10 protein-coding genes are annotated in these 12,945 nt (G+C 72.2%); 6 read left to right on the forward strand and 4 right to left on the reverse strand.

The window, feature by feature from the left end; translation table 11 throughout:
• Nucleotides 1-3 precede the first annotated feature (3 nt).
• Nucleotides 4-1,863, reverse strand: coding sequence for a tetratricopeptide repeat protein (locus ACYQ8L_RS09500; RefSeq protein WP_459941552.1), 1,860 nt, complete (start codon nt 1,861-1,863; stop codon nt 4-6).
• A gap of 257 nt (nt 1,864-2,120) precedes the next feature.
• Between ACYQ8L_RS09500 and ACYQ8L_RS09505 the strand changes: the two genes are divergently transcribed.
• The gene (locus ACYQ8L_RS09505; RefSeq protein ID WP_459941553.1) at nt 2,121-3,905 is read left to right on the forward strand and encodes a PAS domain-containing sensor histidine kinase; all 1,785 of its coding nucleotides are present in this window, start codon (nt 2,121-2,123) and stop codon (nt 3,903-3,905) included.
• Here ACYQ8L_RS09505 and ACYQ8L_RS09510 read toward each other — a convergent pair.
• Nucleotides 3,891-4,421: a thermonuclease family protein gene (locus ACYQ8L_RS09510; RefSeq protein WP_459941554.1), complete on the reverse strand. Its 531-nt coding sequence runs from the start codon at nt 4,419-4,421 to the stop codon at nt 3,891-3,893. The two genes, ACYQ8L_RS09505 and ACYQ8L_RS09510, sit on opposite strands and share 15 nt — an antisense overlap.
• A gap of 72 nt (nt 4,422-4,493) precedes the next feature.
• On the opposite strand from ACYQ8L_RS09510, the gene ACYQ8L_RS09515 reads away from it, so the two are divergent.
• Nucleotides 4,494-5,330 (forward strand): AAA family ATPase, encoded by an 837-nt coding sequence (locus ACYQ8L_RS09515; protein WP_459941555.1) that lies wholly within the window; start codon nt 4,494-4,496, stop codon nt 5,328-5,330.
• Here the strand turns inward: ACYQ8L_RS09515 and ACYQ8L_RS09520 are convergent.
• Together ACYQ8L_RS09520 and ACYQ8L_RS09525 are read right to left on the reverse strand one after the other, a co-directional pair.
• Nucleotides 5,300-5,743, reverse strand: coding sequence for a type II toxin-antitoxin system VapC family toxin (locus tag ACYQ8L_RS09520; RefSeq protein ID WP_459941556.1), 444 nt, complete (start codon nt 5,741-5,743; stop codon nt 5,300-5,302). The genes ACYQ8L_RS09515 and ACYQ8L_RS09520 overlap by 31 nt on opposite strands.
• Nucleotides 5,740-5,973 (reverse strand): hypothetical protein, encoded by a 234-nt coding sequence (locus ACYQ8L_RS09525; RefSeq protein WP_459941557.1) that lies wholly within the window; start codon nt 5,971-5,973, stop codon nt 5,740-5,742. Before ACYQ8L_RS09525 ends, ACYQ8L_RS09520 begins: the two co-directional genes overlap by 4 nt.
• Nucleotides 5,974-6,047: 74 nt before the next feature.
• Here ACYQ8L_RS09525 and ACYQ8L_RS09530 point away from each other — a divergent pair, with 74 nt between their 5' ends.
• The 4 genes from ACYQ8L_RS09530 to ACYQ8L_RS09545 all read left to right on the forward strand — a co-directional run bounded on the left by ACYQ8L_RS09530 (nt 6,048) and on the right by ACYQ8L_RS09545 (nt 12,914).
• The gene (locus ACYQ8L_RS09530; RefSeq protein WP_459941558.1) at nt 6,048-8,012 is read left to right on the forward strand and encodes a hypothetical protein; all 1,965 of its coding nucleotides are present in this window, start codon (nt 6,048-6,050) and stop codon (nt 8,010-8,012) included.
• A 42-nt stretch (nt 8,013-8,054) separates the two neighbouring features.
• On the forward strand, nt 8,055-9,416 hold the full coding sequence (gene radA, locus ACYQ8L_RS09535; protein WP_459941559.1) for a DNA repair protein RadA: 1,362 nt from the start codon (nt 8,055-8,057) through the stop codon (nt 9,414-9,416).
• Between the two features lie 91 nt (nt 9,417-9,507).
• Nucleotides 9,508-11,523 (forward strand): ATP-binding protein, encoded by a 2,016-nt coding sequence (locus ACYQ8L_RS09540; protein WP_459941560.1) that lies wholly within the window; start codon nt 9,508-9,510, stop codon nt 11,521-11,523.
• Nucleotides 11,520-12,914: a sigma-54-dependent transcriptional regulator gene (locus ACYQ8L_RS09545; RefSeq protein WP_459941561.1), complete on the forward strand. Its 1,395-nt coding sequence runs from the start codon at nt 11,520-11,522 to the stop codon at nt 12,912-12,914. Before ACYQ8L_RS09540 ends, ACYQ8L_RS09545 begins: the two co-directional genes overlap by 4 nt.
• The last annotated feature ends 31 nt before the right edge of the window (nt 12,915-12,945 follow it).

Here is a 12,945-nt window from a genome sequence, read left to right on the forward strand (position 1 = left end):
ACGTCAGCCCGGCTTCCCGGCGGGGGGCGGGAGTAATCTCTGGGCCTCGGCCGCGGCTTTGAACTTGCGGAGCTGAGCTTCGTAATAGGCGCGGTTCGACCGGGCCCGGGCCAGGGCCGCCCGGGCCGCCTCCACGGCCCCCGGGAAATCGCGGACCCGGAACCGGGCCTCGGCCAGGGTGTCGAGGATGTGGGGGTCGGGCTTGAGGCGCACGGCCATCTCGGCCAGGGCCAGGGCCCGCTCGGGCCGGTAGCGCGACGGGTCCTTCGTGGTCACGTACATCCAGGCCAGGTTGTTCAGGGCCTCGGCGTTCTTGGGGTCGAGCCGGATCACCCGGAGGTAGGCCTCCTCGGCCTTCGCCTCGTCCCCCGCCTCGTAGTAGAGGTTCCCCAGCACGAACCAGGCCGAGGCGTCCCGGGGGTTTTTCTCCACCCGGTGCCGGAGCCCCTGCTCGGCCACGAACCGGTTGAGCCCCCGGTCCAGGGGGCCCGTGTGGAGGGCCACGGCGAGGCCGCCCACGAGCACGACCCCCGAGCTGATGGCCGCGACCAGCCGCCGCACCCTGCGGTGATGGGCCCGGCCCACCGCCGGGTCCCGGGCCGCGGCCCAAAGGAAGGCCACCCGCTCGGCGATGGAGCCGTGGTGCCAGCTCGGCAGGTCCCGGATGTCCCCCGAGTACCGGGCCACCCGCTCCAGGGCCGACACCACCGGCTCGGGCCGGCCCAGGGCCTCCAGGGAGTAGAGGTCGGCCTGGCGCTCGAAGGCCCGGCTCAGCCGGCCGAAGATCCCCCGGAAATACGCCACGAGGAGCACCAGCAGGCCCGCCGTGGTCGAGGCCGAGACGATCAGGTCGGCCCGGGGGTTCCGGAGGAACTGGGGGTCGGCGATGCCCCACCCCGCGAGGGCGGCCTCCACCAGCCGGAAAAACACGGCCACGAGCCCCACGTACCCCACGAAGAAAAAGAGGTAGATCCACAGGTGGTGGTGGCGCACGTGGCCGGCCTCGTGGGCCACCACCCCCTCGATCTCCTCCGGCGTGAGGATCTCGGCCAGGGCCGGGGTGATGAGCAAGTACCGGTACCGGGGCACGAGACCCACGATGCCGGCCGTCAGGACCCGGCCCTCCAGGAGCGGCCAGTAGAGCATCTCGGCCACCCGGAGCCCGAGCCGGTCCGACAGGGCCTGGAGCCGGTCGCGCAACGGGCCGGGCTCGATGGGCTGGCACCCCCACATGGCCTTGACGAGGGCCGGCAGGAAGATCCCCAGGAGGGCGAGGAACGCCGGCGCGTAGAGGAGTTGGAGCAGGGGGTTGCCCTCGAGGGCCGCGTACCCGGCCGGCCACAGGGCCCGGAGGGCGTCCGAGAGCGCCATGAGCACGACCCACGGCGCGAGCACGGGCAGCTCCATGCGCGCGTGGGACCACACGAACCGCGCCCGGCTGCGGCTTCCCCCCAGGAGCACCCCGTGCAGGGGGTAGGCCTCCCACCACAGGATCCCCAGAAGCGCCACGAACGGCAGGATCCCGAGCACGCTGGCCAGCATCTCGGAGCGGCCGGCGGCCGGCTCCACCACGAGCCCCACGTAGTCGGTGGCGTAGCACACGGCCGCGAAGGGCACCAGCATGACCGCCTGGTAGGTCTGCACGAGCCCGGGGAAGAGGGCCCGGAGGTGGCCGGCCTCGGCCTCGTCGTGCAGGGCCTGGGCCATGAGCCGCCGGAACCGCCACCGGAGGGCGGCCCAGGTCACCACCGGGTAGAGCACCATGTGCCCGGCCGCCGACAGGGTCCAGACCGGCTCCCCGCCCCGGGGGGCCAGGGCCTGGATCGCGATCGCAATCAGGAATACGAGAACGTTTCCGTACATGGCGGGGCGCATTGTACCCGCAACCGGGGTGGTTGTCGCCAGGGGATTCCGCACGTTCGAGGTTCGGGCGCGAGGTCCCCGCTCGCGATTCTTGAGGAACGTGGTATGCATAGTGGGGCGGGTGTGGGGAAGGGGGGCCGACCCCGGGGGGAACGAGCGAGGGCTCCGGGGCCGCGCGGCATCCCGCAGGGGATCGGTGCTCCACCTTCCGGCAGGGGTCGGGGAAGCGAGGCCCTCGAGACCCGAGGAGGACATCCGTGGGGTTTTTCGGCGATCCGTCGGGGCGGCGGGCGGTGCTGGCCGGGGCCGCGTTCCTGGGGGCGGGGGCGGCGTGGCTCCTGGTGTCGGACCGGTGGGTGGCCGACCTGGGGCTGGACCCGGAGGGGTTCTTGCGGTTCCGTCGGATCGAGGCGGGAGTTCTCGTCGTTGCGGCCGCGGGCGCGGTGGCGTGGGTGGTGGGGCGGTTGCTGAGGGAGGAGGCCCGCCGGCAGGCCGAGGTGGAGCGGCGGGAGGCGCGGTATCGAACGCTCTTCGAGATGGCCCCCGTCGCGCTGTGGGAGGAGGACGCCTCGGCGCTACTCGACCGGGTGGAGGAACTCCGGGCCGAGGGAAGCGAGCTCTCGTCCCGGCTCCGGAAGGATCCGCAACTCCTGGTCGATCTGGCAGCCCGGGTACGGGTCCTCGACGTGAACCGCCGTGCCCTGGAGCTCTACGGCGCCCGAAGGAAGGAGGTGCTTCTCGGCTCCCTCGAGCAGGTCCTCACCCCCTCGGGGCTGGCCGCGTTCGGCGAGGCCGTGAAGGCGCTGGCCCGGGGGAAAACCGGGTTCGAGATGGAGGCCGAGAACCGCACCCTCGACGGCCGCCCCCTCCGGGTCCTCCTGCGGTTCTGGGTGTCCGCCGAGGGGCCCGACCGGGGCCGGGCCCTCGTGAGCGTCACGGACCTCACCGAACTCCACCGGGCGCGGGAGGATCTCGAGCGCCTCGCGGCCCTGGCCGAGGAGAGCCCGGGACCGGTGCTCTCGTTCGACCGGGAGGGCCGGCTTCTATGGGCGAACGCCGCGGCCCGACGGCTCGCGGCGGAGGTGGGCGCGCGGGGCCCGGAGGACCTGCTGCCCCCGCCGGCCCCCGAGGTGGTTCGCCGGGCGGCCGCCACGGGCCGGCCGGTGCTGCGCCGGGAGGTGGAGTGGGCGGGGCGGTGGTTTTCGTGGAACGCCCTTCCGGTGGCGGGCGGGCGGTGGGTCCACGTGTACGGGGGGGACATCACGGATCTCGTCCGGGCCCGGGAGGCGCGCGAGGCTCTCGAGCGCCGACTCCGGGAGACCGAGCGGCTGGAGGCCCTGGGCCGGTTCGCCGCCGGCATTGCCCACGATTTCAACAATCTCCACATGGTGATCCAGGGCAACGCGGAACTCGCCTTGCTGGACGCGGATCTTCCCGGACGGGCGCGCAAGGGCCTCGAGCGCATCGTGGCGGCCTCGGGCCGGGCCGCGGACCTGGTGGCGAAGCTCCTCGCCTACGCCGGGGTGCAACGCGCCCAGCCCGAGGCGGTGGATCTGGGCCGGGTGGCGGCGGAGGTGGTGGACGACCTGGGGGATCTGGTGCCCGACGGGGTCGGGGTGGAGATCGAGGCGCTCCCGGACGCCCCGGTGGCCTGGGTCGACCCCGCCCAGGCCCGGCTCGTGGTCCAGAACCTCGTCACCAACGCGGTGGAGGCCGTGGCGGCGTCGGGTGGGCGGGTCACGGTGCGGGCGGCGCCCCTGGAGGACCCGGCGGCCTGGTTCGCGGGGGCCGAGGCCGGGGAACCGGCGCCGGGCACGCCCTATGTCCTTCTCGAGGTGGTCGACACCGGCCCGGGTATGGACGAAGAAACCCGGCGCCGGGCCTTCGACCCGTTCTTCACCACCAAGTTCCTGGGCCGGGGCCTCGGGCTCTCGGTGGTGTGGGGGGTGGCCCGGGCCGTGGGCGGGGCCGTGCGGATCGACTCGACCCCCGAACAGGGCACCCGCGTCGGGGTGGCCCTGCCGGCCTCAGTAGGGGCATGACCGCTGGCGCCACAGCCCCACCCTTCGGCGGCACGCCTCCCGTTCCAACCGCAAGAACCGTTCCTTCCCCGGATACTCGAAGTGCCGTATGGCCTCGGCCAGCCCCGCCCGGAGGAGTTCCTCCGAAAGGTTCACGGGGTCCGGCCGGCCGGGCAGGGTGAGCCACAGGAAACCGAGCACCCGGCCGTGGGCGTCCACCCGGTCGCCGGCGATCTCGAGTTCCACCCGATCCGCCCGTTCCATAAGCGACCGGGTGAACCGGGTGGCCTTGGCGGAGAAGGGCTCGGCCGGCCGGCCCTCGCGGGCCCTTTCCGGCGTGTCCACCCCGAGGAGCCGCACGTGGGCCTCCTGCCCCGCCCACCGGGCCACCACGGTGTCGCCGTCGATCACGTGCACGACCTCCACCGGGAACCGGCCGGGCCGGTCGGCGCCGAGGCAGGCCGCCGCGAGCACGAGGAGGGCGGCGAGCAGCGTCCTTGTGGGGCGGGTTCGGGGTGGGGGATAATCGCGGGGCATCGGTCCCTTCGCTTTTCCGCGCGGCCGGCCCCCCAGGCGAGGCCGCCGGGCGTTCGGTTCGAGGAACGAGACATGCGACAGGTTACCATCGACGGCGTCACCCTCCACCTGGCCCGGCCGGCCGACCTGGACCTGCCCTGGGTGGGCCGGGAGGACCTGGTGCGCCAGGTGCTCGCGGCCTGGATGGTGCTGGACGAGCGCGACCGGCCCATGACCCCCCGGCTCGTGGGCCGCCCCGGCGTCGGGAAGACCACGCTGGCGTTCGCGGCGGCCCGGCGCCTGGGCCGGGAGGTGTACCTCTTCCAGGCCACCATGGACACCCGGCCCGAGGACCTGGTGGTGAGCCCGGTGGTGGGGCCCGACGGGAAGATCCAGTACGTGGCGAGCGCGCTCGTGACCGCGGCGATCCGGGGCGGGGTGTGCGTGCTCGACGAGGGCAACCGGATGAGCGAGAAGAGTTGGGCCTCCCTGGCCCCGCTCCTGGACGACCGGCGGTACGTGGAGTCGGTGCTCACGGGGCTCCAGATCCGGGCCCACCCCGACTTCCGGCTGGCCGTCACCATGAACGAGGACGCCTCCACCTACGAGATCCCCGAGTACATCCACACCCGGCTCCAGCCCCAGATCCAGGTAGACTTCCCCGAGGCCGAGGAGGAGCTGGCGATCCTCCGGGAGCACCTGCCCTTCGCCCCGGAGGACCTGCTGCGGTACGTGGTGGGGTTCCTCCAGGCGGCCCACGCCGCCGACGAGCCCTACGGCGTGCGCGACGGGATCAACGCGGCCCGGTACGCCCTCAAGCTCGCCCGGGCCTCGGGGGAGGACCCGGTGGCTTGGGTCCCCCGGGCCCTGGAGCAGGTGATCGGCGAGGACGCCCTGGCCTATCTCAAGTTCCCGGAGCGGGAAACGTAGGAGGAGAGGGAGGCGATTCGCCCGAGCCCCTGCGCTTTGACGAGGTATTTGGTGTCGGCCGTGTAACACACCGCCCCGGGGCTCACGAGCGCGGCGGCGTGGTACAGCGTGTCGAACAGATGGTGGCCCAGCCGAACCGAAAGATCCGTGGCCGTTTCGTACAGTTCCCAGGTGTCGAGGACCGGGAACTCGAGGGCCCAGAGCAGGCGTGTCGCCCGTCGGGCCAGATCCGGAGCGAGGCGGGCGATCACGGCGGCCGTTTCGGCGAGCCAATGGGGCGGCTGGAGCGGGGCCACGGCACCCGCCTGGATATCCCGCAACAGGGCGACGGCCGGCCCGACGTCGTCCTCGCCGGGCCGATCGGGCAGGACCCACTTGACCGTGACGCTCGCGTCCACCACCACCGTCGTCACGGCCTGCCCTCCCGCCGTGCGGCGCGGATCTCCTCGTCGGTGCTGCCAGGGGCCGTGGCCCGGAGCTCCAGGATCGCGTCGATGGCCCGGGCCCGCCGCACCCGGCGGCGCTCCTCTTCCACCGCGTTCATCATGAGCCTGGCGATGATCGCGCTCTTGTTCCGGCCGGCGAAGGTTTCGTTGAAGGCCTTCTTGACCTCGTCGGGGACGCTGAAATTCACGGTGGCCATGGGGCATCTCCTGATGTTGAATCTTTCAACAACATACCCGGACGCCCTGCGATCCGCAACGGAGGGGCCCCCGCATGGGTGAGGGCGGCCTCTACCTCGCCCGCTGGCAGGCCCCGCGGGGCGGGGAGGTCGTGGCCGTGCCCGTGCTCCACGGCCGGGTGGAGTTCGCCGGGGCCGTAGCCCGGGCGTTCGAAGCGGTGCGGCCCACGGCCGTGGCCGTGGAACTTCCGCCCACCCTGCGGGAGGCCGTGGAGCGGGCCCTGGCCCGGCTGCCCCGGGTCTCGGTGGTGACCTACGAGACCGCCGGGGACGAGGCCGTCTACTGGCTCGTGGAGCCGGCCGACCCCTTCGTGGAGGCCCTGCGCCGCGGCCGCGAGGCGAATCTTCCCCTCCACTTCGTGGACGCCGACATCGACCAACCCCCCGAGCACGACGAGCCGTTCCCCGACCCCTACGCCGTGACCCGCGTGGGCCACCGGGCCTATGTGGAGGCGTGCCTGCGGGAGCGGCCCTATCCGGCCACCCAGGCCGACCTGCGGCGCGAGCGGGCCATGGCGGCCGGGCTCGCGGCGGCGGCCGGGCCGGGGGAGCGGGTCCTTTTCGTGTGCGGTCTGGCCCACCTGGAGCGGGTGGGCCGGATGCTCCCGGGCCCCCACGCCCAGCCCCTGGCCCGGCTGCGGCGCGAGGGGGTGCGGCTCTTTCACCTCTCGGCCGAGAGCCTCCCCGAGGTGGCGAGCGAGATCCCCTTCGTGCAGGCGGTGTACGAGCTTCGGCGGGCCGGCCCCGTGGCCGAGCCCGACCTCGAGGGCTCCACCGTGCGAAAGCGGGTGGGGGCCCTGGAGATCCTGACCGGCCGGGCCCGGTGGGACGAGAAACGCGCCCTCGACGACGCCGTGGCCTGGGCCGCCGCCCGAAACGGGCCGCCCGGCCGGCCCCTCGACCGCCAGCGGTGCCTCTACCACCTGGTACGGCTCGCGGGCCGGCACTACCGGCAGGAGACCGGGGAGACGCTCGAGCCCTGGCAGGTCCGCACGCTCTTTCGGTACCTGCGCAACTGGGCCCTCCTGGATGGTCGGCTCCTGCCGGACCTCTACCAGCTCGTCGAGGGGGCCCGGTCGGTGGCCGACGACAACTTCGCCTTTGCGGTGCTCCGGCTCGCGGGCCACACCCCGTGGCAGAAGGGGGCCGACGACCTGGCCGCGGTGGAACTCTCGGCCGACGAACTCCGGATGGGGTCCCGCCGCATCCGCATCCGCCGCCGGCTCGGCCGCACGAAGCGGCGGGTGCTCCGGGTGCCCCGGCGGCGCAAGGGGGAGAAGGCCCCCGGCGAGTGGCTCGAGGGGTTCGACCCCCAGGGCATCTGCTCCTACCCGCCCGAGGACGAGGTGATCGAGGCCTTCGGCCGGTGGCTCCAGCAGAAGGCCGGTCGCGTCCTTTCCGAGGAGTCGGCCCGGTCCGAGCCGTTCCGGGGGTCGCTCTTGGACGGCATCGACATGCGCGAGACGATCCGCCACCTGCCCGAGGGGGAGATCTACGTCCGGGAGTTCCGGAAGGTGCCGGGCGGGGTCGGGAGCGTGGTGGTGATCTTCGACGAGGACCCCGACCTGGAGCGCCACCCCTTCACCATGACCTGGCTCGGGGAACACGACCAGGAGTCGGACATGGCGTTCTACGCCACGGCGCCCCTGGACAACGTGGTGGGGCCCGGCATCTGCCGGTGCGAGTACGGGGGGTTCCTGCTCTCGTACCCGCCGCTTCGGATGGCCGACGTGTGGACCGACCCCGACTACGCCTGGACCCGCACCCCGGCCGAACGGCTCCTCGCGGCCGGCATCGACTACTCCGAGGACCGGTTCGTGGTCTACTGCGCCCCCCGGCCGCCCCGGGGGTTCCTGAAGCAGTACGCTTCGTGGATGGACCGGAGGATCGTGTACATCCCGCTGGGCACCCTGAGCCCCCAGCGCCTCAAGCGCCTGCGGGTGGTCCACGTGCTCTGGGGCAAGGACAAGCGCGACATCGCGGCCGATTACATCTGGTGAGGGCGCTTTTCGGCTCCGAACCCCCGTGTTACCCTGCCGCCCATGGCCAAGATCCGGACCGTGTTCGAGTGCCAGCAGTGCGGGGCCCAGAGCCCCAAGTGGCTGGGCCGGTGCCCCGACTGCGGGGCCTGGGGGAGCCTCGCCGAGTCCCGGCCCGAGCCGGCCCCGGGCCGGGGGGCCTACGCCGGGCTCGCGTCGTCGGGGAGGGTCGCGCCCCTGGCCGAGGTGGAGGGCGGGGCGGAGCTGCGCTGGCCCTCGGGGTTGCCCGAGCTCGATCGGGTGCTGGGGGGCGGCATCGTGGCCGGTTCGGCCGTGCTGGTGGGGGGCGACCCGGGCATCGGGAAATCCACCCTGCTCCTCCAGATGCTCCAGGCCCAGGCCCGGGCCGGCCGGAAGGTCCTCTACGTCACGGGCGAGGAGTCGGCCCGCCAGATCCGGATGCGGGCCGACCGCCTGGGCGGGCCGGCCCCGGGTCTTTTCGTGCTGAGCGAGACCGACCTGGGGCGGGTCTTTGCGGCCGTGGACGAGACCTCCCCGGAGATCCTGGTGGCCGACAGCGTCCAGACCCTCTACGCCCCCGAGATCGGAAGCGCCCCCGGCACCGTGAGCCAGGTGCGGGAGGTGTCGGGACGGCTCTCGGTGCTCGCCAAGGGCCGGGGCGTGCCGGTGTTCCTGGTGGGCCACGTGACCAAGGAGGGGGCCCTGGCCGGGCCCCGGCTGCTGGAGCACATGGTGGACACGGTGCTCTACTTCGAGGGGGACCGGGGCCACCCCTACCGGATCCTGCGGGCCGTGAAGAACCGGTTCGGGTCCACCAACGAGGTGGGGGTGTTCGAGATGGGGGACGCCGGCCTCCAGGGGGTGGCGAACCCCTCGGCCCTGTTCCTGGCCGAGCGCCCCCGGGGCGCGGCCGGCTCCGCCGTGGTGCCGTGCCTGGAGGGCACCCGCACCCTGCTCGTCGAGGTGCAGGCCCTGGTGGCCCCGGCCGCCTTTGCCGCGCCCCAGCGCACCACCTCGGGCATCGAGCGAAACCGGGTGCAGATCCTGGCGGCGCTGCTGGAGCGGCGGCTGGGGCTTCCCCTTGCCACCCACGACATCTTCGTGAACGTGGCCGGAGGGCTTCGTGTGGCCGAGCCGGCCGTGGACCTCGCCGTGGTGGCGGCGCTCGTGAGCGCGTTTCGGGACCGGCCGCTCCCGGCCGACGCCGTGTTCTTCGGCGAGGTGGGGCTGGCCGGCGAGGTCCGGAGCGTCTCCCGGCCCGACGCCCGGCTCGCCGAGGCCCGGGAACTCGGGTTCCGCCGGGCGTTCCTGCCCGCGACCACCGCCAAGCACCTGGGCCGGGTTCCGGGCCTTGAGCTCGCCGGAGTGGCTCGGGTGGCCGATCTCCTGGACGGGGTTGGGTAACAAACGGCCTGAAATTTGCTTTTTCTGGCGACCGGGTGCCGGCCTCCAGGACCGCGGCCGGTCCGATTCCCTCGGCCCTACGGCGGGAGTCATGGGTCTTCCCGCGAAACTCGTCCTCAGCTTTCTCGTTCTCGCCCTCGCCCCCATCGGGGTGATGACCGCGCTCTCCCTGGGGCACCTGCGCACGATCCAGGTGGCGGCCGTCGAGGAGACCCGCGCCCTTCTCATCTCGGCCCAGATGAACCGCATGACCGAGAAACTGGCCCAGGAGTCGGAGCGTCTGGCCGGCGGGTTTCGCCGCCTGGCCGACGAGGTGCATGTCCTGCGGCGGTTTGTCGAGCGCGTGCTTGTGGGGGACGGGGCCCTTGCCGGCCGCAACGGCAGCGTGTACGCGCTCGCCGCCGACGGGAGTTTCGGGAACCTCACCGACGACGGGAACTCGGTGCTGTTCGTGCCGAGATTCCGGCCGGAGTTGTTGCCCCTGGTCCAGAGAACCGAGGTCTTCGACCTGGTGGCCCGGCCCATTGTGGAACGCGAGGAGCGGATCGTGCTCGCCTGGATGATCCTGCGAGACGGGATCACCCGGGCCTATCCCTGGCGGGATTTCGGCGGGATGCCTCGGGACAAGGATTACACCACCTGGCCCTTCTATTACCTGGCCGACCCGGCTCACAACCCGGGCCGGGGCGAGGTGTTCACCGACCTCTACCTCGATCCCCTGAGCCACGAGTGGATGATCTCCTGCCTTTCCCCCGCCTACGTCGGCGGGGAGCACGTCGCCACGGTGGGAATGGACGTGACCGTGGACAAGCTGCTCCGGGAGATCGGAACGATCCGCGTCTCGGAGGGGTCGGCCTCGGCCCTCCTGGCGGGGCCCAGGATTTTGGCCGCCTCCGCCAACTTCCCCCTGGCGGACCTTGGGCTGGACCCATCGCGTCCGGCCCACGGCCAGGACCTGTCCGCCTCCTTCGTGGCCGAGGTGGGGCAGGAACTCGCCGGGGATCCGGCCCGGGTCCACTACCTGCGCGACGGTGGGTGGTTTGCGGCCACGGCCGAGGTGAGGCCGCCGGGGTGGCGGCTCGCGCTGCTGGTGCCCGAAGCGGACGTCGTCGGGCCGGCCTACGAGAGCGCGGGAAAGATCCTGCGGGAGACGGACCGCATCCGGGTCAATTTCGTCCACATCCTGGTGTTCGCCACCCTGGGCGTGGTCGGGCTCGCCTGGCTCGTGGCGGTGCACCAATCCAAGGGGCTCCGGGTTCTCCTCCGTGGGATCCGCCGGATCGGGGAGGGGCACCTGGAGCACCGCCTGCCCGAAGGCCGGGGGGATACCGGCCGGCTCGCCCGGGCGTTGAACTCCATGGCCGAGAGCCTCCAGGAGAAAAAGAGGGAGCTCGAGCGGGCGTACGCCGAGATGGAACAGGAGCGAAAACTCTCGGCCGTGGGGAGGTTGGCGGCGGGGGTGGCCCACGAGGTCAATAACCCCCTGGCGACGATCGCGACGTACGCCCAACTGCTCAGCCGGAACCCCGACCTTCCGCCCGACGCCCGGGAAGACCTCGCCGTGGTGCTCGAGGAGGTCCGCCGGATTCGCGACAAGGTCGGGGCCTTGCTCGATCTGGCGAGGTCGGACGCGTCGCAACGGGTTCCGACGGACCTCAACCGCCTGATCGAGGAGATGGTCGGGCTGGTGCGCCACGAGGCGAAGTCGCGGGAGATCCTGCTGGAGACGGACCTCGACCCCGCCGTGCCGGCGCTCGAGCTGGATCGGTCGGGGATGCGGCAGGTCCTCTGGAACCTCCTGGGGAACGCCTTGGACGCCCAGGGGACGGGGGGCCGGGTCCGGGTGGCGACCCGCCTCGATACCACCGTCGTGGTGTTGGAGGTGGAGGACGAGGGCCCTGGCGTGCCGGATCACCTTCTGCCCAAGATCTTCGAGCCGTTTTTTACGACCAAGGAGGTGGGGCAGGGCACCGGCCTCGGGTTGCCGGTTTCGTTTCGGATCGTCAGGAATCACGGGGGGAAGATTGAGGTGGAAAATCGGATGCCCGCAGGGTGCGTGTTTCGGGTGGTGCTTCCCACGGGCCGCAACGGGGGAGACGGGGAATGAGCGAAAGGCCTCGGGTGCTCGTGGTGGATGACGACGAGAAGTTGCTCCAGGCCCTCTCCAAGGCCCTCGGTGCCATGGGGTACGAGGTTTGGGCCGAGGGGAACGCACGGGCCGCATTGGATGGCGCGGCGCCTTGGGGGCCCGACGTGGCCCTGGTGGATCTAAAAATGCCCGGAATGGATGGACTCGAGTTGGGCCGGGCGTTACGGGAGCGGATCCCTGGGTTGCCCGTGGTAGTCCTCACCGGATACGGGACCATTCGGGGGGCGGTGGAGGCCCTACGCCAGGGGATGTACGACTACCTCACGAAGCCCTTCGATCTGGACGAGGTGGATGCGACCCTGCGCAGGGCGATCGAACAGGGGCGCCTGATGCGGGAGAGGGACGGCCTTTCGGAGGCCCTGGCGCGGGCCGGGCCGCCGCCTGGGTTGGTGGCGGCCAGCCCGGCCATGCGCGGGGTGCTCGACCGGGTGGAGGCCGTGGCGCGAACGGACTCCACGGTGCTCGTCGCGGGGGAAACCGGCACCGGAAAGGAACTCGTGGCCCGGGAGATCCACCGCCGGGGGCCGCGGGCGGCCGAGCCGTTCATCACGGTCGACTGTGCGGCGCTCCACGGGGCGGTCCTGGAAAGTGAACTCTTCGGGCACGCCAAAGGGGCGTTCACGGGAGCGTACCGGGATCGGGCGGGCTACTTCGAGGTGGCCTCGGGGGGTACCGTGTTCCTCGACGAGATCGGAGAACTGGAACTGGGGGTCCAGAAGAAGCTTCTGCGGATTCTCGAGTACCGGACCTATTCCCGCGTCGGGGAGACGCGCGAGCGGGTGACGGATGCGCGCCTGGTGGCTGCGACCAACCGGGACCTCGGGGCCGAGGCTGCGGAAGGCCGGTTCCGGCCCGATCTCTTCTACCGGCTCGGTGTGGTGCAGATTCGCATTCCCCCGTTGCGGGAGCGGCCGGAGGACATCGCGGCATTGGCCGCTTACCATTTGCCGATGCTGGCGAAACGGCTGGGGCGCCGGACCCGGGCACTAACCCCGGAGGCGATCCGGCGGTTGGAATCCTACCCTTGGCCTGGAAACGTCCGGGAACTCGTGAACACGTTGGAACAGGCCCTGGTGTTCCATGACGTCGACGTGCTGGACGCCCCACACCTGACCCTGCCGGGGGCGGGGCCGGCCGCCGAGTTCGAACCCCCCGGCCTCACCTACGCCGAGGTAAAGGCCCGGGCCGTCGACGACGTGTCCCGCCGGTACCTGGAAGCCTTGTTGACCAAGTACAGGGGCAACGTTTCCAAGGTGGCGCGGCACGCGGGCCTGAATCGCCGCCACGTCCACCGGCTCCTCCAAGACCTCTCCCTGGACCCCTCCCGCTACCGGCCCCGCCAGCACTAATACCTTCAAAAGTATTGCCGGGGGCGGGGGG

The sequence above is a fragment of the Deferrisoma palaeochoriense genome (genome assembly GCF_054656955.1).